Below are 18,719 nucleotides of genomic sequence, written 5' to 3'. Positions count from 1 at the left end.
TCAAATCTATTTTGATGGTAGTTTCACTATATTGATAAAAAGGTGATTGCATTGCAAATTTTAGTTACAGGGTTACAAGATGAGCGGTTTCTGCGTCCGCTTCAACTGATCGCAAATTTATTTTTTGAGGAATGCCAAGTGTCCTTGAATTCTCATCATGATGAGGATTTAAAGATCGTTATTAATCTGGAAGCAAAAGAATCTGTTCGTGTTAAAGCTTCGCTTACAGATCGGGATAGGATGGAGAAGGCAGCATCCTATGAAGCTTTATTAATAGATACAGAGTCAGAGAAAGAGTATTTTAAGCAAATTAAAACTGCCGTTTCCCATGTATATTTAAAGGTTCTACAAGAGTGGACTGGCATTAGTCAAAAGTGGGGAATCCTTACTGGAATCCGTCCAACAAAGCTTCTGCATCGCCATATGAAAATGAAAACACCTATGGCCGAGGCACATCATCAATTAAAAGAGGATTACTTAATTACAGATGAAAAGATCCAGCTTATGCAGCAAATTGTTGACAGGCAACTGACTGTTGTACCTGACCTTTATGAGCTTCAAAATGAAGTCAGCATTTATATTGGAATTCCATTCTGCCCAACAAAGTGTGCCTATTGTACATTCCCGGCTTATGCCATTAATGGACGGCAAGGGTCTGTTGATTCATTCTTAGGAGGTCTTCATTATGAAATGAGGAAGGTTGGGGACTGGCTTAAAGAAAATAAGGTGAAAATCACGACAGTTTACTACGGCGGGGGCACCCCTACAAGTATTACCGCTGAAGAGATGGATATGCTTTATGAAGAAATGTATACCTCATTCCCTGATGTGGAAAAGATACGTGAAATTACCGTTGAAGCAGGAAGGCCGGACACGATCACAACTGAAAAGCTCGAAGTGTTAAAAAAGTGGAAAATAGATCGGATTAGCATTAATCCGCAGTCCTATATTCAGGAAACATTAAAAGCGATTGGAAGACATCATACTGTTGAAGAAACGATAGAAAAGTTCCATTTAGCACGAAATATGGGCATGAATAATATTAATATGGATTTAATTATTGGGCTCCCAGGTGAAGGCATGCCGGAATTTTCACACACACTAAGTGAAACAGAAAAGCTCTTGCCAGAATCGCTTACTGTGCATACTCTTTCTTTCAAACGTGCTTCCGAAATGACGAAAAACAAGGAAAAATACAAGGTAGCCGATCGAAATGAAATTGAAAAGATGATGGACACGGCTGAGAATTGGACAAAAGAGCATAACTATACCCCATATTATTTATATAGACAAAAAAATATCCTTGGCAATCTTGAGAATGTTGGCTACTCACTTCCCGGTCAGGACAGTATCTATAATATTATGATCATGGAAGAGCAGCAGACGATAATTGGTCTGGGTTGTGGCGCAGCTAGTAAATTTGTCCATCCGACCACAGGGAAAATCACACAATTTGCCAATCCGAAGGACCCAAAAACATACAATGAAAGCTTTGAGAAATACACAGATGAGAAGTTGAGATTATTAAGTGAATTATTTGATACACAAGAAACCCTTGTTTAAAACAGCAGGGGTTTTTCTTAATGATGATATTTTTGAAAATTTAGAAAATAAGAAGGGTTTTTCTAAATTAAATAGAATGTTTTAGGTACAAAAGATCATACACTTCATTGAATAGAATGTAAGCGCTTAATTTAAGGGAGGAATCGAATATGATGATGCAAACACCTTTAACAATGACGCAAATGATCAAGAGAGCGGAAAGATTTTTTCCAAAGAAACAGGTTGTATCAAGAACAGCGAGCGGGATTCAGCGGTTTACATATAAGCAGATAGCTGACCGGACAAGAAGGCTTGCTGAAAGTCTCCAAAAGCTAGGAGTGGAAAGAGGAGATAAGATAGGGACTCTAGCTTGGAATCACCACCGCCATTTGGAAGCGTATTTTGCGATTCCATGCAGCGGGGCCGTACTCCATACGATTAATATTCGCCTATCTCCGCAGCATATTGTTTTTATTATTAATCATGCAGAGGATAAAGTTCTTTTAATTGACTCAGATATCCTCCCGTTGATTGAAGCAGTAAAGGACAAGTTGCCGAATGTGAAAGCATTTATCATCATGACGGATGATGAAGAGCTTCCTGAAACAACTTTATCTCCTGTTTACCATTACGAGCAGTTACTTGAAGAGGCTACGGGTGACTATGATTATCCAGATGATCTTGATGAAAATGCTCCAGCTGGCATGTGCTATACGTCAGCCACGACAGGGAATCCAAAAGGTGTCATCTATTCTCATCGCGGAATCGTCCTTCACAGTATGGCATTAGGAATGGCAGATAGTGCGGGGGTTAGTGAGAAGGATATTGCCATGCCGGTCGTTCCGATGTTTCATGTTAATGCATGGGGATTGCCGTTTGCAGCTGTTTGGTTTGGCACAAACCTAGTTATGCCGGGTCCGTATTTTACTCCAAGGCTATTAGCTGAACTCATTCAAGAGGAAAAGGTGACCATAACAGCAGGTGTTCCAACGATTTGGCTGGGATTATTAAAGGAGCTTGACGAAAACAAGTATGATATGAGCTCACTGCGTTCAGTCCTATGTGGCGGTTCTGCAGCACCGAAAGGGATGATCAAAGCCTTTGAACAAAAGCACAATATTCCTTTCATGCATGCTTATGGGATGACTGAAACGAGTCCATTAGTCGTAATTTCTACCTTAAAAAGCTATCAGGAAGAGCTTTCCTATGAGGAGCGTCTAGACTTGAAAGCAAAGCAGGGCATTCTCGTTCCAGGACTTGAAATGAAAATTGTCGGGAAGGATGGAGAAGCAGCTTGGGATGGAAAGGAAATGGGGGAGCTTGCTATTCGGGGACCTTGGATTGCCTCAGAATATTATAAGGACGAACGAACGTCTGAGGCGTTTCGTGATGGGTGGCTCTACACAGGGGATGTGGTCACCATTGATGAGGAAGGCTTTATGAAAATTGTCGACCGAACGATGGATTTGATTAAGAGTGGCGGAGAGTGGATTTCCTCTGTTGATATTGAAAACGCCTTGATGGCACATGAGGCTGTCTTTGAGGCAGCTGTAGTAGCTGTACCTCATGAAGAATGGCAGGAGCGTCCAGTTGCGTGTATAGTCCTAAAAGAAGCTTATCAAGGTAAAGTAGACAAACAAGAAATATTGGAATTTTTAAAGCCGCAATTTGCCAAATGGTGGCTTCCAGATGAGATATTATTCTTAAATGAAATTCCGAAAACCTCCGTTGGCAAGTTTCTGAAGATGGCACTAAGAGATCAGGTACAAAAGGATCTGACCGAGACAAAATAGGTAAAGTATGCGGCCGTATTTTTTTACGGTCGTTTCTCATTTTGGCTGTTCAAATTATTATCAAAAATATTATGAATAATCGTTCATTTAAGTTTTTAAATTTGATGAAAGTCATTATAATTAGATTTAAAGAAAGGGAGGGGTTAGATTGACTATTGACTTTGGAACTGAAACAGTAAATTTGGTAATTCATGGGCGTGTGGCTAAAATTGAGCTGAACAGACCAGATTCCCTTAATGCGTTAAGCGTAGAAATGCTTAAGGATCTGGCTGCTGTATTAAAGAAGGTTACTACTGTTGATGAGGTTGATATTGTTGTCTTGACAGGAAAAGGACGGGCTTTCTGTTCAGGGGGAGACATTAAAACGATGTTATCGTCAACTGATAAAAGTGCCTTTCCTGAAGTGATGGATAGCATTAGTACAGTCGTAAAAGAGCTTTATTGCATGCCTAAATTAACAATTAGTGCAATTTCGGGTGCAGCTGCAGGTCTTGGTCTTAGCCTTGCCTTAGCGACTGATTATGTGATAGCTGAGAAATCGAGCAAGATTGCGATGAATTTTATTGGAATCGCCTTAATTCCTGATGGTGCGGCCCATTATTTCTTAGAAAAGCGTCTTGGAGAAGATAAAGCAAAGCACCTCATTTGGGAAGGGAGGCCATTAGCTGCTGATGAGGCTTACCAGCTAGGTCTTATTCATGAGGCAGTTGAAGAGGAGCTGAACAATGTACTAGACAAAAAAATAAATACTTGGCTAAGAAGCCCAGTAAAAGCCATGATTGAAACGAAAAAAATCTTTATAGAAAAAAACCTCCCAGAACTAAATAAAATCCTCGAGCTTGAAAAAGCGGGTCAGTATAAAATGACGCAAACGCAAGATCACCAAGAGGGCATTCAAGCGTTCATCGAAAAAAGAAAACCTGTATTTATCGGAAAATAATGTGAGCGAAAAGCAAAAAAGGTTAGCTTCAGTTCTTTTTTGCTATCGCCATTTAAGTCAATTAAGAATGAAATAAAATGAGTTTCCCAGAAGGAGAAGTGCAGCGATATGTTTTTTCATCGAAGCCTTTTTCCTTTATCATTTGCTCGCTCTTCCCTTTTGCCTCTATATCATCTCCTGCTTGAAAGGCCTCGTCTAAAAGCTTTTCTCCACTTTTTTCAAAAACAGTTAATTTATATGTCTTCATAAAAAATCCTCCTTGATCCTAATAATAGTGATTACTATTATTTTTCCATAATTTTCGGATTTGTGCAAAGTCTTTATTAATGGAGATCAAATAGGAAAAAATGAAAAAGTATTTGAACCTTTTTTCTATATTAATCGTATAAGTAAGAGGATAGGAGGAGTATGAAATGGGATTAAAATTAGAGCATGTAACAAAGCGCTTTGGAAAGTTTACAGCTGTTGATGACCTTTCAATAACGATTCCCGAAAAAGAAATGTTTGGCTTTCTTGGGGCGAACGGAGCGGGAAAAACGACAACTTTTCGAATGATTCTTGGCTTAATTGATGCAAGTGAAGGGAATATCACATGGGACGGAAAACGGATTGATTATTCTACTAGTCCGATTATTGGGTACCTGCCAGAGGAAAGAGGGTTATACCCGAAGCTTAAGGTTAAGGATCAAATTGTTTATTTAGCGAGATTAAGGGGAATGCATAAACAAGAAATATTGAAGGAGCTTGACTACTGGCTGAACCGGTTTAAAGTACCTGAATATGTGGATAAAAAAGTCGAGGAGCTTTCTAAGGGGAACCAACAAAAAATCCAATTTATTACAGCGGTCATACATAAACCAAAATTATTAATTCTCGATGAACCTTTTAGCGGTTTAGATCCAGTAAATGTGGAACAGCTTAAAGATGCTGTTATTGAATTGAAGAATAAAGGGACTACGATTGTTTTCTCTTCCCATCGCATGGAGCATGTGGAAGAAATGTGTGAGCATTTGTGCATCATGCATAGAGGGAAGCCAGTTGTGAAAGGGGCCCTAAAAGAAATCAAACGTTCATTCGGGAAAAAGAATTTAGTTATTCATGCTGACTTCAGCCTTGAGTATTTAAAGAATTATCCTGGCGTTTCAAGGGCTCGGCAAACGACTGAAGGCATCCATTTGCAAATCGAAAGTGAAGACATTGCAGAGAGAGTCTTGAAGGAGATTGTTGGAAAAGGATTTATTCGAAAGTTTGCACTTGAAGAGCCTTCATTGAATGATATTTTTATTGAGAAGGTGGGTGCTTCCTATGAGTAATTTTTGGATCATTCTTGGTCATACATACTTTTCCAAGCTCAAAACAAAATCATTTATTATTACAACGCTTATCACAGTGCTAATTGTAGCGTGCCTAACTAATATGTCTAGAATTATGGACTTTTTCAATAAAGGTGAAGGATCTGAAGAAACGATTGCTGTCATAGACGAAACGGGAGAACTAATCAATCCTTTATTGAACCAATTGAAAATGAACAATAGTGATATTCAGCTTAAAACCTTTAATGGTAGTGTAAAAGATGCAGAAAACGCAGTGAAAATGGATGAATATGAAGGCTTGCTCATCCTATCCCATAATCCGGAAGGGTTGCCGGAAGCCGCTTATAAAGCAAGAAGCATTGCTGATACTGCACTTTCTTCAGAACTTCAGCACTACTTGCAGCAAATAAAGACAGAGCTTGCAGCTTCAAAAATAAATTTATCTCAGGATCAATTAGGCAAGCTCTATGAGCCAGTTTCCTTTAGTAAAATCGCACTTGAAGAAAATGCAAAAACGGAAGAAGAATTAAACCAGGCAAGAGGGCTCGTCTATGTCCTGCTCTTTATCATTTATTTCGCTGTTATTTTATACGCGAATATGATTGCCATGGAGGTTGCTACAGAAAAATCCTCACGTGTAATGGAAATTCTTATTTCAAGCGTAGCACCTGTTAAGCAAATGTTTGCAAAGATTATTGGAATAGCATTGCTTAGTTTAACGCAAATGGGAATTATCCTAGTTGTTGGTTTTTATTTTGTAAAGAGAAATATGGAAAGCATGCAAGGCGGTTTTTTCGAAGTTTTCGGGTTTAGTGATATTCCGATTTCGTCTATTATTTATGCTCTCGTATTCTTTTTACTAGGATACTTCTTATATGCAACATTAGCTGCATTTCTTGGATCGCTTGTCAGCCGGATTGAAGATGTCCAACAAATGATTATGCCGATGACGATGCTTGTTGTGGCAGGATTTATGATATCCATGTTTGGACTAAGCCAGCCGGATACGTCTTTTATGACGATTGCCTCTTATATTCCATTTTTCACGCCGATGCTTATGTTTATGCGGGTAGGAATGCTGACATTGCCAGTCTGGGAGCCGTTATTAGGCATTGCGATATTGATCATCACGATTGTAATTTTGGCCATATTCGGTGCAAAGGTATATAAAGGGGGAGTTCTCATGTATGGCAAATCAAACTCCTTTAAGGATATTAAAAAGGCTTTGCAGCTTACGAAAAATGAATAAAAGATTAAAAGGCTCTGCACAGTGCAGAGCCTTCTTTTATGCAAACACCATCTGCACCCAGTAATAGAGAAGAAACAATGTAACGATTGTAGAGATTGGAATGACAAGGATGGATACACTAAGATAGTCCTTCCATTTTATTTTAATTTTATATTTCCTCAATATATGCATCCAAATGAGGGAAGCGAGTGTCCCGATTGGCAGTAATAAGGATCCCATATCGCTGCCAATAATATTAGCTAAATAAATGGTCTTTAATGTAATCGCATCTAGTCCCATTTCAGTCAAAGTAATGGTCCCGATCATTAATGCTGGGTGGTTATTAAATATGTTGGAAAGGATGGAAACGAGTCCGCCCATTATAAAGCTTGCTTGAAACAATCCTCTATTTACAATTGGTTCAAAAGTTTGAACGAGTAATTCTGTAAGCCCCACATTATTAAGCCCATAAATGATCACATACATTGAAAAAGCAAATATGAGAATATGCCATGGTGTTTTCTTTATGATATCTACTGGATTTGTTCCTAAATGATACCATCTCCACATAAGTAAGCCGAGTGATCCTAATACAGCGACTAATTCAATCGGAATAGCTAAATAGGATGCAACGAAAAGCAAGCAGCGCATGACGAAAACAAATAATAATACTTTTAACATTAGTTTTGTTCTCTTCTTTTTCGTTTCAACAGATAGTGACTTTTTTAGAGGATGAAAATGCTTTGTGAAAAAAACCTCGTCTATTTCATCCTTTGTGGCCGGCAATTGCTTTGGAAGCTTCTTCTTTAAAACTAGAAACATAATCGTTGCCATAAATAATAATCCCAATGTCGCTGGTACAAACATCATGGCCGTATGCATATATAACGACATGTCTATAATTTTTAAAGCTATTAAATTGACAATATTACTTACGCCGATTGGTGCACTAGATGCAGTAGCGATTAAAGCTCCACTCAATAAATAGGGGATCATTTGATGTGGTTTTAGCCGTAGATTTCTAAGAAGGATGATTAATAGAGGAGTGGTAATTAGGATGCTGCCATCATTATTAAATAATAGTGTCATTAAGAAACATAGTAATTGAATATACCAATATAGCCTATAGCCAGAGCCCCTTGATAAATTTGCAAGTCTGGCAGCTGCCCAGTGAAAAAATCCAAAGCTTTCTAGTATGACAGCCATGACAATGGTTGCCATAATCGTAATTGAGGCACCGCCAATTTTATCTATAATATCGAGAATGTTTGCTTTTGATACAATCCCGGTAAGTAAAATAATCAGGGCTCCAACAGAAGCTGGCCACGCCTCATTTAACCCTTTTGGTCTCCAAAAAATGACTAACATTGTGACAATAAAGACAAATATAGTCATACCAATTTCGAAAGTCATGTTATTTCTCTCCTTATACTCGAAAGGACATCTACCCTGCGTGTCCTATATACCATATTTATATTCATCCTAATGAAGCGGGGTATGGACAAACATCCATTTTAGTCAAAAAGTATGTTTATCCATATAAGCAAGATGCCTACAGAGGATAGGAGACTATGTATGCAAATCTTGTTAATAGCGGAGAAATTTTAAGAAAGAATAGTCTTTGATCTTATCTAAAATGTTTAGATTGTAAGAACGTGCATTCGTATTTAGAATAGGGTAAAATTAGGGGAAAAAGATCGAGAGGTTATCAAATGAAAAAGCTGACATTTATCCATGCTGCAGATTTGCATTTGGATAGTCCAATGATTGGGTTAATGAACTTGCCCCAGAAAATATTTAGTAAACTTCAAGACAGCACTTTTGAGGCATTAAAGACAGTTATAGACAATGCCTTAATCCATCAAGTGGATTTTGTCATTATTGCAGGTGATTTATTTGATGGGGAGAATCGCAGTATTCGTGCCCAGATTAGATTTTGTAAAGAAATGGAGCGCCTGAATGAAAAAAATATTCCAGTGTATGTTGTTCATGGAAATCACGACCATATGGAAGGAAATTGGACACATCTAGCCATGCCAAATAATGTCCACATTTTCTCTCATGAGATAGAGGGAGTCAGGTTTGTTAAGAATGAAAATGTGTCTGTCCATCTTTATGGATTCAGCTATCCTAGAAGGCATGTGTACGATAAAATGATCAATCATTATAAAAAGAAACAGGGAGCGGATTTTCATATTGGGATTCTCCATGGTCATTTGGAAGGGAATAACGAACACGATAAATATGCCCCTTTTTCGATCAAGGATTTACTTGATAAGGAATTTGACTATTGGGCTCTTGGCCACATACATAAACGCCAAACCTTGCATACATTTCCTCCAGTTATTTACTCAGGAAATGTTCAAGGAAGGAATCGAAAGGAGACAGGGAGTAAGGGCTGTTACTTAGTTCAATTAACAGAGGAAGAGGCGGAGCTGCAGTTTATTGAAACTTCAGCAGTTCTTTGGGAGGAAGTGAAAGTAGATGTCTCCAAGGCTTCATCATTTCAAGAGATATATGACATTTGCAAAAGTCTAATGCAGGAGATTAGGGTAGAAAATAAAGGAACCATTGTATCGTTGGACTTAAATGATGTTAATCTGCCAAAACAGGATATGAGTAGCATAACGAATGGGGATTTATTAGATGCTTTGCAGGAAGATGAATGGGAAGAAGAGGCGTTTGTTTGGGTTTCTAGCTTAACAATAAATGAAAAAGCCGATTGGAATCGAGAGCAATTGGCAAATGAATCGGAATTTTACGCGGAGCTTTTTATGACAGCAGACCAATATGACATCTTAGACAGCAGCATTTCAACTTTATTTAGTCATCCAGATGCAAGAAGGCTTCTGCACAGTATATCAGATGAGGAGAAAAGTGAGATTGCCAAAGAGGCAGAGAGACTATTAGTTAATATGTTATATAAGCAATAGGAGGTGATTGGATGAAAATTAAGGATATCCATATTTATGGTTTTGGGAAATTTACAGATTTGAAAATGACTAATATGCATGAGTTTCAAGTTCTATTTGGAGAAAATGAGGCGGGGAAGTCAACGATTATGTCATTTATTCATAGTATTTTATTTGGATTCCCAACGAAGCTTCAATCAGAGCTGAGATATGAACCAAAAGAGGGCACAAAATACGGCGGCAGGATGACTGTAGATATAGACGAAAAAGGGATCGTGATCATAGAAAGGGTTAAAGGGAAAGCCTCGGGAGATGTAAATGTGATGCTTGAGGATGGAACTAGGGGAGGAGAAGAGCTTCTTAGAGACCTTCTACATCGTGTTAATAAAACCTTATTTCAATCGATTTTTTCATTTAGTATACATGGTATTCAAAATGTACATCAAATAAAAGGAGAAGATCTAGGGAAATTCCTATTTTCGGCTGGAGCTTTAGGAACAGATCAGCTTGTTCGTGCTGAAAATTCATTGCAAAAGGAAATGGATAGCCGCTTTAAACCAAATGGCAAAAAACCATACTTAAATGAAAAGCTTAGAGAGCTAAAGCATCTGCGCAGTGAATTAAAAAAGGCTGAGCAGCAAAATGAGCATTATTGGAAACTCAAAAGTGAAAAAGAACGTTTAGAAAAAGAACTGACAGATACACAAGCAGAACAAGCCCTGCTCCATTCGATGAAACTAAAATTAGAAGCCTGGATGCAAATTCAGCCGCTCAAGCTAGAGGAAATGGCCATTTTAGAGGAATTAAAGGAGTATGAGGATATTCAATTTCCAATTGATGGTCATTTAAAATTAGAAAGAATTGAAGAACTGATGAAGCCATTGGAAGGGTATATTTCTAGCCTTACCGATCGGCTGTCTGTTTTAGCAGAGGAGATTAGAAGTAACACACCTGATATCAATCTGCTAGGTCAGGAGCATGAAATCATGAGGGCTGTCGAAAGCCTATCTTTATATGAAAGGCTTGAACAGGAAGAAAAGGAACTGCAAGAAAGGTGTGCACAGCTAAAGGACGAAGAATTAAGTTTAAGAGAAAAGCTTCATTTAAACATTGAAGAGGAAGATTTAATCTCCATAAATACAAGTGTCTTCATGAAAGAAAAAGTCAAAAACGCTCAGGAAAAATATCGGCGGCTCGATTTGAAAAAAATTGACCTTGATGAAAGATTTAATAATGAAAAGCAGATGCTTGAGGAAATCGAAGATAAAATAAAGGAGTATGAAAAAAAGCTTCAGTCTGAAACAGAAAGAAAAGCTTTGGAAGAAAACATTCGGAGAAAAAGAGTTCAGGAAAGGACTCAATTCACAATATTTTCGATACTTTTTTCCGTCTTGATTGCTTGGGGGATATTCGAATCAACATTACCAATCATTTTGCTTGGTGTCATTGGACTTGTTTTTTCAATTTATCTGTTTAATAAGAAATCGGCAAATGCGGATCATGACATTGTTAAAGACAGGAATCAATTAGGACAGCTGACTCAGTTCAAAGTTCAATGGACAGAAAGAAATGCTCAATATGAAAGGGTATTATTGGACTATGAAACTTGGGAAAATGAAATGGTTAAGGCTGAAATGGAAATGATCGAACTTGGAAAAGGCTTGTTTTTGCCTAGAGAAATTGCCCTTGCCCATTTATCTGATGCCTTTGAGCTAATCGAACAGCTAAAAAAGCTTTATCGTGAAAAGAAAATGGCTATTGATAGGCATCAATTAATTACAGCAAAAATTAATGAAATCGTTGAAGCTATCGAGCATCAATGTAATGAGTTTTTAGGATTGACTTATTCGAGCATTCAAGAAATGGCATATACGTTAAGAAAACGATTAAAGGAAGAAATCGAAAAGAATATGGCTTATGAAGGAAGAAAGGAAAAGTTTAATGAACTAAAGGAAGAAAGACAGAAATATCAGCTAGAATGGAATCATTTCAAACGGAAAAAAGAAGAGCTATTTCAACAAGCATTTGTAACAACTGAAAAGTCTTTCCGGGAAACTGGAAAACTTGATGAGAGGAAACGGACGCTCGAGGAACAATTGCTTCATTTACAGAGGCAGTTAAAGATTGCCACGTTAAATGAACAGGAAATGGAATCTTTTCGGGAAATTGCTGATTTAGATGAACGAATTTACAGCAATACAACAAAGCATAAAATACATGAAGAAAATATTCCTATATTGCAAAGCGACATCGCAAAGGTAAAATATGAAATTCAATTGTTAGAAGAAGGAGGCACTTATGCTGATTTATTACATTTATATAAGCATAAGCAGTCAGAATTAGACATAGGGGCACGTGAATGGGCCAAATTTGCTCTGGCAAAGGATATGTTAAATCATACGATTGAACGATTTAAAAATGAGAGACTTCCGAAAATGCTTGAAAAAGCAGAGGAAAATCTGAAGTATTTAACAGATGGCAGATACATAAAAATCTTTCCAAAACAAGAGGGAAGCGGATTCCTTATACAAAGGAAGGATCAGCAATTATTTGAAGCCAATGAGCTAAGCCAAGCAACGGCCGAACTGGTTTATGTGTCATTAAGGCTTGCTTTAGCAGTTACCATTTATGGAAAGTTCTCTTTTCCTATCATTATTGATGACAGCTTTGTTAATTTTGACCAACATCGAACAAAGAAAGTTATTCAATTGCTTAAGCAATTAAACGGGCGCCAGGTTCTGTTTTTTACTTGCCATCAGCATTTATTAACCTATTTCTTAGATGAGCAGATCGTTGAAGTTGGTAAAGAGATGGGAATGCCAATAAACTGAAAGGGAATCAATAGGTTATCCATCGATTTCTGTTAGACTCTTATCTGTCTATGATATACTATTTTAATAGAAAGGAGCGTTGGACCACTTATGTCAAAAGGAATTGTCTATTATGAAGTTGGTGAACAGATCGAACTTTTTTTATTGATAAAAAATGCAACAAAAGGAATTGCAAGTAATGGAAAGCCTTTTTTAACCCTTATTTTTCAAGATCAGAGTGGAGAAATAGAGGCGAAGCTTTGGGATGTGTCTGACGGTGATGAAAAGATCTATATGCCGGAGACCATTGTTAAAGTTTCGGGTGATATATTAAACTATCGGGGGCGTAATCAGCTCAGAATTAGACAAATACGCCCAGCCTCCTCAAGTGATTCTGTTAAACTGGCTGATTTTCTTGAAACAGCCCCTTTAAGTGCCGATGAAATGATTAGTAAAATCACTCAATACATTTTTGAAATGCAAAATCCAAATCTCCAGAGAATTACGCGTCATTTATTAAAAAAGCATCAGCAGGCATTTTTGGAATATCCGGCAGCAACGAAAAATCATCATGAATTTGTTTCAGGATTAGCTTATCATGTAGTTTCTATGCTTGATTTAGCAAAGGCGATAGCGGGCCTTTATCCAAGTCTGGATAAAGATCTATTATACTCGGGAATTATTCTCCATGACTTAGGAAAGGTAATTGAGCTATCTGGCCCAATTTCAACCGTTTATACGATAGAAGGAAATTTACTTGGCCACATAACGATCATGGTTAACGAAATTGGCAAAGCAGCAGAAGAGCTATCCATTACAGGAGAAGAAGTTCTTATTCTGCAGCATTTAGTCCTTTCCCATCACGGAAAGGCAGAATGGGGAAGCCCTAAGCCTCCGCTCATAAAAGAGGCGGAAATTCTTCATTATATTGATAATCTAGACGCTAAAATGAATATGCTTGACCGTGCGCTTGAACGGGTAAAACCAGGTGAATTTACTGAAAGAGTCTTCGCACTTGATAATAGATCATTTTATAAACCTGCTTTCCATAAATAATAATAAAATCGTCCTCCATATTTGGCAGGACGATTTTTTGCTGTTTATTCATATTTCTATTTGAAAAACATAAATATTTTATAAAAGAGTGGACAACCATTCAAATAGAAAAGCGTAAGCGCCTTCGGAACAATCAAAGGACAATTGTTCCTGCGATGATTATTCGCAGAAGCTATCCTTTGTGTCCACCCCCGACAAGCACAAGAAAGCCTCTCGGAAAGGTGAGCTCTACCTTTCAGGATTGGCTTGTGACCTCGAGGTCGACAAAAACGCGACGTCCTCCCAAAAGCTTCACTTTTGGTCGTGCGATGTGTCGCTGACGAAGCTTTCCTTGTCCTGTCGCATTGTCGACACTAGTACGTCCTGTACGTCGGGGGTAGGCGCTGAAGCTAGACAAATAGGAGGGAGATGATTGTCATGATCATACCATTTTGGGTTTTTTTTATCGCTATTGGGATTCTCCTTAGTGCCTATATGGCGATTAAGGCAGGAAGAGAAGAACGAAGAGTAGAAAATGAAAGCATCGAACTTGAAGGCAGAGTTTATATCGAAAGGATTGAAAAGGAAAGGGAGGCGAGAAGAACCAATCAGCAGTCATTAGGATGAACAACCTCTAAAAATTAAACCCCGGACAGCTTATATAGTTATATAAGCTGTCCGGGGTCTTTTTTTGTAAAATTATTGTTGAGCAGCTTCAGGGGTCTCTAAAATACTCTTTAAATCCTTGTCATTTATCTTCACGTTTGCATCCTTTAATTCACGTTCCATTGCCTTCTGAATTTTATCCGCATCAAGCTTTGAAACCTTTAAATCATATTCCATTTTCTCTTTCATTTCTTCAAAGGATTTTTTCTCTTTTTTCTCTGTTACTTGAATAATATGGTATCCATGCTGTGATTGCACAGGCGCACTAATTTCATCAACCTTTAACGCATATGCTGCATTTTCAAATTCAGGGACCATTCTTCCCGGACCAAACCAGCCTAGATCTCCACCATTTGCTGCTGAGCCTGGGTCTGTAGAATACTCCTTCGCTAAATCCTCAAACTTAGCTCCTTCATCAAGCTTCTTCTTTACTTCATTAGCTGTTTTTTCATCTGCTACAAGAATATGTCTTGCCTTTATTTGAGGCTTGTAATTATCGTAGTATTCTTTTAGTTCCTTTTCAGTTACCTTTATATCTTTAATAGCTGCCTTTTCCTGCATTAAGCCAGTTCTAAAGGTGTCTTTAAGCTCAGCTTCATCTTTATAGCCATATTGAAGAAGGGCCATCTCGAAATTTGGACCAAGCTGTTCTTTAAGTTCGTCAATTTTTTCATCTAACTCTTTATCAGATACTTTGTAGTTTTTTGAAAGGACCTTTTCATAAACTAGCTCACGAAGAATTGCCTCGCCAGTTTTTTCTTTCATCGCATCATAAAGCTCGTCCTTTGTAATATCTCCAGCCTTTGTCTGAACTACTACATCTGAATCACTCGCATTATTAGTAACATTACAAGCAGTTAAGCCTAAGACCCCAGCTGTTAATGTGAGGGTAACAATCCATTTTTTCATGTTGAACACTCCTAGGATAATTTATTTCAATAACCAATTTCATAAAACCTACTATACCACAAATGAATTGGAGAACAAAAACAATAACCTATTGAAGTTTAAAAATTTATTTAGATTCTCTCCTGTAGGTAACTGACTATTCTTAATTAAAGTGGGGTCATATACTACAAAGACACTTTTATCAAAGCACTAAAGATTAAAACCCAATAATTTTCGGATTATGATGATAGGTGCCTATTCGAATAGGGTGTTCGTTGAATAGTATATTTTAGCAACATGAAAGGAGGGTGTCTCATGGGTGCTGGTTTCGGAGGTGGATTTGCACTAATTGTAGTGCTATTCATCTTATTAATAATTGTTGGCGCTTCTTGGTGCTAAGATAACTGTTTTGCAAGCAGGGAAGGAGGAAGCATTATGTCAGAAGGAGTTGGACATGGATTCGGAGGCGGATTTGCCTTAATTGTCGTTTTGTTTATCCTATTAATCATCATTGGAACATCTTGGCTATAGAGACTTCGACATAAAGATTCATCCATCCTAAATGAAAAAGCGGCGGGAAGTATAATCCGCCGCTTTTTCTACATTATTTAAGCATAAAGAATCTCTACAAATGACGATATGAGAAGAATTGTTATTAAAATATTAATCGTTCTAAACACTGAAGGCTGTCGCTCCTCAGGGATTTCCTTTTGGAGACAAAGCGAATTGGTCATTTTGTTAATATTATATAGGATAAAGACGGCAAAAATAATGAAAAATATGGAGATCACCGAAGATTCCCTCCTTTGCATTTATGAAGAAAAAAAGGTAGGGTCTGGGCTATTTGCGTAAATAGCAATTCAGACAGCCTAAATCCAGTTGTATGTTATTTACAATAACAAAATTTACGGAAAAAAGATAGTCTTTAAGACTTGTGAAAACTTGGTTTTATCAAATTCATGAAAAAGGCATCCAATATCGGATACCTTTTTCTTCTAATCATCGTTTTTGTGGAGCAATATTTCAATTCCATCATCATTCTCTTCAATATATGAACAATTTGGTGCGAACAGCACATTCTTTGCACAAATAAAATCAGGAAGACATAAGCCAGCATGAAAAGCAAGTATGATGGTAATATAATGTAAATAATGAGGGTACATATAACAAGCAAAAATCAAAATACTATTAATAACGATAAAAGGTGCAAAAAGGGCAAAAATAAATTGCCATTTAGAAATCGGTTCAAAAACCTTTATATGAATGACAGGTAAAATCCCATATTTTATTGATAGTTCCTTTTTTACTTTATTTACATGATGAGCTAATGGTAAATAATGAAAAAACTTATGAAGTGGATAAATTAGCCAAAGCCCGAGAATAAATAAGTAAAAATAATTGTCATAGAATGAATGTGCATTAAATAAAAATTGCGCAGGCACATATACGAAAATAAATGTCAGCAACATTGTTAAGGAAGACAAAATGAAAAGTCTTTGTGAGCCATACTGTCTAGAAAAGTTAATCGTCTTCCATGAATTCATAGTATCATACCTCCAAAAGGAGAAATAAAGTTCGAGAAGAAATGATGGAATTTCAATGAAAGTTTTCACTTTATACATTTCTTTTAAAATCTTTTTCTTCAAACTTACTAAGATACTTTACGCTGAATGTCTAAAAAAATCAATAGGGAAAAATCATGGATTTTGTCGAAAATATGGTATAGTTTATATTTGAATAATAGCTGATATTAATTGAAGTGATTCTGTTCACAATATAAGACATTATGGTCTAAAACGGTTAGGAGGAAAAGGTGAATAATGGATATAAATGAGGTTATGAAGAGAATGAATAAGTTAGAATATCAGCAAAAGCTTTTACTTAAGATGATCGAAAATAGAAATTTGGAATTTTTTAAACTAATTGTCGAAAAGTCATTAGCTGAAAGCGAAGTTGAAGATTTCTACAGACAATGTGAAGAGTTGAGCATAGAGTTGGAAGAACAAAAAGCGGAAGGGTTTGTCTACTTTCATCCGCTTTACAATAAATTTACTTATAGGTTACATAAGGATCTTGAACCGAAGGAAGCAGTGCAAGCTTGTTTAAAGCAAGGTTTATTTATTCCTCTAATGGACGAATTTGTGAAATATCTTTAAAGATTAAACTGATTCCTGAAGAGAGCTTTCTTTTTTTTGCAGCTTTCCTTCTTCCTCTACGAAATCATTTTCAATATTATTAAATGATTTTTCAAAAATCTCCATAAAGTCATCTCCATATATATTTCTCACTATGGCCATGATTTCAATAATTTCTGGAAATTTCCCATAAAGTTCTCTTAATGGTGCTGCTCCTGAAAACACTGCATATTGATCTGGATCGTAAGTCTCCATTAATTGCAATAAAATGTTTTCGCCTTCGGCAGTAATCTGAATATACGTATTTCTTTTGTCGCTTTCCTTTTTGGAAAATTTCAGAAAGCCACGCTCTTCAAGTTTTTTTGAGAAGTTAAATGCTGTTGATACGTGCATGACTCCAAACTTAGCCACATCCGAAATAGATGCCCCTTTTAAGTGATAGGCAATCCATAAAATATGATGTTCGTTGATGTTTAGGTCAAAGGGCTTAATCCATTGCTGCCAGTCTTTTTCGATGGATTTCCATAAAGCTTTACTAAGTTGAGAAATTCTTTGGCTGAAAATCATTGCTTCCTTCATTGAATACATTTTATCTGTCATAAAACTATTCACCTACTTTTCTAGTTCTCTATATTCATTATGCCAATAAAGTAAAAATTAATAAAGAAAAAATTTACTAAATTTTTAGAAATTATTTCTTAAAGCTATTTTTTCTTCAATTTTGTGAAACAACTTATGATTTTAGAAAAAACTTTTTTAAAACGAAGAACAAACAAAAAAATGAAGTTTTGGCATTGTCACTTTATTAATATATTTATTTTCGGCTTAAAATGAAAAAATCCTTCTTTTTAATAGAATAAAGAAGGATTTTTTAAAAAAAATTTTATTTTTTCTCATTCTTAAGATCTAGACTTTTTTCAAGATTTGAAATAGCCTCTTCAATCGCATGAATTTCCTTATGTAAAGCTTGCTGGCCGGAATGGATATCACGTTTCCATTCATCAACCATCGTTTTCACATCTGATAAAAATTCAGCAATGATGATTTTGCTTTCCTTGCCTCCCCTTAAAGCTGTATCCTTTAGATCAATGATCTGATTTTTCAGCTCTTCCATTTGTTTCTTTATATTTCCAGCATTTTCTTTTAAATTTCGACTCGTTTCTTTTCCAGAATTTGGGGCAGTTAATAGAGTACTAATCCCTGCTGCTACACCACCTATTAAAAAGCCTATAAGTAATGATTTTGCCTTCATTTTATCACCTCATTGATTAGCTTATACCAATTTTACTATGAGTTAAAACATGACTCCATAAAATAATGATAACAATTATTATTAAAGTGTTTGTATAACTTTTCCAAATTTGAGAACTGTCTAGCTCCAGCGCCTACCCCCGACGTACAGGACGTACTAGTGTCGACAATGCGACAGGACGTCGCGTTTTTGTCGACCTCGAGGT

At 36.7% G+C, this 18,719-nt stretch carries 19 protein-coding genes; 12 read left to right on the top strand and 7 right to left on the bottom strand.

The genetic code is table 11. The annotated features are described in order from the left end of the window. The first annotated feature begins 51 nt into the window (after positions 1-51). The 3 genes from V7122_RS03950 to V7122_RS03940 all read left to right on the top strand — a co-directional run bounded on the left by V7122_RS03950 (position 52) and on the right by V7122_RS03940 (position 4,275). Positions 52-1,563 carry a coproporphyrinogen III oxidase gene (locus V7122_RS03950; RefSeq protein ID WP_335525859.1) on the top strand — a complete coding sequence of 504 codons (1,512 nt, stop codon included), beginning with the start codon at positions 52-54 and terminating at the stop codon, positions 1,561-1,563. A 152-nt stretch (positions 1,564-1,715) separates the two neighbouring features. Further along, positions 1,716-3,335 carry a long-chain fatty acid--CoA ligase gene (locus tag V7122_RS03945; RefSeq protein WP_335346566.1) on the top strand — a complete coding sequence of 540 codons (1,620 nt, stop codon included), beginning with the start codon at positions 1,716-1,718 and terminating at the stop codon, positions 3,333-3,335. 148 nt (positions 3,336-3,483) lie between these two features. After that, positions 3,484-4,275 carry an enoyl-CoA hydratase gene (locus V7122_RS03940; RefSeq protein ID WP_335346562.1) on the top strand — a complete coding sequence of 264 codons (792 nt, stop codon included), beginning with the start codon at positions 3,484-3,486 and terminating at the stop codon, positions 4,273-4,275. 61 nt (positions 4,276-4,336) lie between these two features. Here the strand turns inward: V7122_RS03940 and V7122_RS03935 are convergent, their stop codons facing one another. Beyond that, the gene (locus V7122_RS03935) at positions 4,337-4,522 is read right to left on the bottom strand and encodes a YhzD family protein (protein ID WP_335346563.1); all 186 of its coding nucleotides are present in this window, start codon (positions 4,520-4,522) and stop codon (positions 4,337-4,339) included. 166 nt (positions 4,523-4,688) lie between these two features. On the opposite strand from V7122_RS03935, the gene V7122_RS03930 reads away from it, so the two are divergent. Together V7122_RS03930 and V7122_RS03925 are read left to right on the top strand one after the other, a co-directional pair. Next, positions 4,689-5,588: an ABC transporter ATP-binding protein gene (locus V7122_RS03930; protein WP_335525858.1), complete on the top strand. Its 900-nt coding sequence runs from the start codon at positions 4,689-4,691 to the stop codon at positions 5,586-5,588. Then, entirely contained in the window at positions 5,581-6,837 is a 1,257-nt protein-coding gene (locus V7122_RS03925; protein WP_335525857.1) for an ABC transporter permease, read from the top strand. Before V7122_RS03930 ends, V7122_RS03925 begins: the two co-directional genes overlap by 8 nt. Before the next feature lie 36 nt (positions 6,838-6,873). Here the strand turns inward: V7122_RS03925 and V7122_RS03920 are convergent, their stop codons facing one another. Further along, positions 6,874-8,229 carry an arsenic transporter gene (locus V7122_RS03920; RefSeq protein ID WP_335344881.1) on the bottom strand — a complete coding sequence of 452 codons (1,356 nt, stop codon included), beginning with the start codon at positions 8,227-8,229 and terminating at the stop codon, positions 6,874-6,876. Between the two features lie 299 nt (positions 8,230-8,528). Between V7122_RS03920 and V7122_RS03915 the strand changes: the two genes are divergently transcribed. The 4 genes from V7122_RS03915 (at position 8,529) to V7122_RS03900 (ending at position 14,200) form a co-directional block, all read left to right on the top strand. Then, positions 8,529-9,749, top strand: coding sequence for a metallophosphoesterase family protein (locus V7122_RS03915; protein ID WP_335355107.1), 1,221 nt, complete (start codon positions 8,529-8,531; stop codon positions 9,747-9,749). 11 nt (positions 9,750-9,760) lie between these two features. Continuing rightward, the gene (locus tag V7122_RS03910; protein WP_335355106.1) at positions 9,761-12,559 is read left to right on the top strand and encodes an ATP-binding protein; all 2,799 of its coding nucleotides are present in this window, start codon (positions 9,761-9,763) and stop codon (positions 12,557-12,559) included. A gap of 90 nt (positions 12,560-12,649) precedes the next feature. After that, a complete protein-coding gene (gene yhaM / locus V7122_RS03905; protein WP_335355105.1) occupies positions 12,650-13,594 on the top strand; it encodes a 3'-5' exoribonuclease YhaM in 945 nt (314 codons plus the stop codon). 417 nt (positions 13,595-14,011) lie between these two features. Next, the gene (locus V7122_RS03900; protein WP_335355104.1) at positions 14,012-14,200 is read left to right on the top strand and encodes a sporulation YhaL family protein; all 189 of its coding nucleotides are present in this window, start codon (positions 14,012-14,014) and stop codon (positions 14,198-14,200) included. Positions 14,201-14,272: 72 nt separating this feature from the next. Here the strand turns inward: V7122_RS03900 and V7122_RS03895 are convergent, their stop codons facing one another. After that, positions 14,273-15,148: a peptidylprolyl isomerase gene (locus tag V7122_RS03895; RefSeq protein WP_335355369.1), complete on the bottom strand. Its 876-nt coding sequence runs from the start codon at positions 15,146-15,148 to the stop codon at positions 14,273-14,275. A gap of 276 nt (positions 15,149-15,424) precedes the next feature. On the opposite strand from V7122_RS03895, the gene V7122_RS03890 reads away from it, so the two are divergent. Together V7122_RS03890 and V7122_RS03885 are read left to right on the top strand one after the other, a co-directional pair. Then, positions 15,425-15,526: a YjcZ family sporulation protein gene (locus tag V7122_RS03890; RefSeq protein ID WP_438824764.1), complete on the top strand. Its 102-nt coding sequence runs from the start codon at positions 15,425-15,427 to the stop codon at positions 15,524-15,526. Positions 15,527-15,562: 36 nt separating this feature from the next. Continuing rightward, positions 15,563-15,658, top strand: coding sequence for a YjcZ family sporulation protein (locus V7122_RS03885; RefSeq protein WP_335355371.1), 96 nt, complete (start codon positions 15,563-15,565; stop codon positions 15,656-15,658). Between the two features lie 77 nt (positions 15,659-15,735). Here V7122_RS03885 and V7122_RS03880 read toward each other — a convergent pair whose 3' ends face one another. Together V7122_RS03880 and V7122_RS03875 are read right to left on the bottom strand one after the other, a co-directional pair. After that, positions 15,736-15,939 (bottom strand): hypothetical protein, encoded by a 204-nt coding sequence (locus V7122_RS03880; RefSeq protein ID WP_335344873.1) that lies wholly within the window; start codon positions 15,937-15,939, stop codon positions 15,736-15,738. 183 nt (positions 15,940-16,122) lie between these two features. Continuing rightward, complete coding sequence (locus V7122_RS03875) at positions 16,123-16,671, bottom strand: DUF3267 domain-containing protein (protein WP_335525856.1); 549 nt, start codon at positions 16,669-16,671, stop codon at positions 16,123-16,125. 276 nt (positions 16,672-16,947) lie between these two features. Here V7122_RS03875 and V7122_RS03870 point away from each other — a divergent pair, with 276 nt between their 5' ends. Next, positions 16,948-17,283: a DUF1878 family protein gene (locus tag V7122_RS03870; RefSeq protein WP_335355608.1), complete on the top strand. Its 336-nt coding sequence runs from the start codon at positions 16,948-16,950 to the stop codon at positions 17,281-17,283. 3 nt (positions 17,284-17,286) lie between these two features. Here the strand turns inward: V7122_RS03870 and V7122_RS03865 are convergent, their stop codons facing one another. Both V7122_RS03865 and V7122_RS03860 read right to left on the bottom strand, forming a co-directional pair. Then, entirely contained in the window at positions 17,287-17,862 is a 576-nt protein-coding gene (locus V7122_RS03865) for an HTH-type transcriptional regulator Hpr (protein ID WP_335355609.1), read from the bottom strand. Between the two features lie 283 nt (positions 17,863-18,145). Further along, positions 18,146-18,514, bottom strand: a complete 369-nt coding sequence (locus V7122_RS03860; protein WP_335525855.1) for a YtxH domain-containing protein — start codon at positions 18,512-18,514, stop codon at positions 18,146-18,148. Positions 18,515-18,719 lie beyond the last annotated feature (205 nt).

This window comes from Bacillus sp. JJ1532 (assembly GCF_036965085.1).
Lineage (GTDB): Bacteria > Bacillota > Bacilli > Bacillales > Cytobacillaceae > Cytobacillus.
Note: the sequence above shows the minus strand (reverse complement) of the source record. Positions and strands in the feature narration are given on the sequence as shown.

Bases quoted from the DNA above. Each gene is read 5' to 3' on its own strand.
- V7122_RS03945 (WP_335346566.1), top strand. From the start codon at position 1,716: ATGATGCAAACACCTTTAACAATGACGCAAATGATCAAGAGAGCGGAA.
- V7122_RS03935 (WP_335346563.1), bottom strand. From the start codon at position 4,522: ATGAAGACATATAAATTAACTGTTTTTGAAAAAAGTGGAGAAAAGCTT.
- V7122_RS03930 (WP_335525858.1), top strand. From the start codon at position 4,689: ATGGGATTAAAATTAGAGCATGTAACAAAGCGCTTTGGAAAGTTTACA.
- V7122_RS03925 (WP_335525857.1), top strand. From the start codon at position 5,581: ATGAGTAATTTTTGGATCATTCTTGGTCATACATACTTTTCCAAGCTC.
- V7122_RS03920 (WP_335344881.1), bottom strand. From the start codon at position 8,229: ATGACTTTCGAAATTGGTATGACTATATTTGTCTTTATTGTCACAATG.
- V7122_RS03915 (WP_335355107.1), top strand. From the start codon at position 8,529: ATGAAAAAGCTGACATTTATCCATGCTGCAGATTTGCATTTGGATAGT.
- V7122_RS03910 (WP_335355106.1), top strand. From the start codon at position 9,761: ATGAAAATTAAGGATATCCATATTTATGGTTTTGGGAAATTTACAGAT.
- yhaM (WP_335355105.1), top strand. From the start codon at position 12,650: ATGTCAAAAGGAATTGTCTATTATGAAGTTGGTGAACAGATCGAACTT.
- V7122_RS03900 (WP_335355104.1), top strand. From the start codon at position 14,012: ATGATCATACCATTTTGGGTTTTTTTTATCGCTATTGGGATTCTCCTT.
- V7122_RS03895 (WP_335355369.1), bottom strand. From the start codon at position 15,148: ATGAAAAAATGGATTGTTACCCTCACATTAACAGCTGGGGTCTTAGGC.
- V7122_RS03890 (WP_438824764.1), top strand. From the start codon at position 15,425: ATGAAAGGAGGGTGTCTCATGGGTGCTGGTTTCGGAGGTGGATTTGCA.
- V7122_RS03885 (WP_335355371.1), top strand. From the start codon at position 15,563: ATGTCAGAAGGAGTTGGACATGGATTCGGAGGCGGATTTGCCTTAATT.
- V7122_RS03880 (WP_335344873.1), bottom strand. From the start codon at position 15,939: ATGCAAAGGAGGGAATCTTCGGTGATCTCCATATTTTTCATTATTTTT.
- V7122_RS03875 (WP_335525856.1), bottom strand. From the start codon at position 16,671: ATGAATTCATGGAAGACGATTAACTTTTCTAGACAGTATGGCTCACAA.
- V7122_RS03870 (WP_335355608.1), top strand. From the start codon at position 16,948: ATGGATATAAATGAGGTTATGAAGAGAATGAATAAGTTAGAATATCAG.
- V7122_RS03865 (WP_335355609.1), bottom strand. From the start codon at position 17,862: ATGACAGATAAAATGTATTCAATGAAGGAAGCAATGATTTTCAGCCAA.
- V7122_RS03860 (WP_335525855.1), bottom strand. From the start codon at position 18,514: ATGAAGGCAAAATCATTACTTATAGGCTTTTTAATAGGTGGTGTAGCA.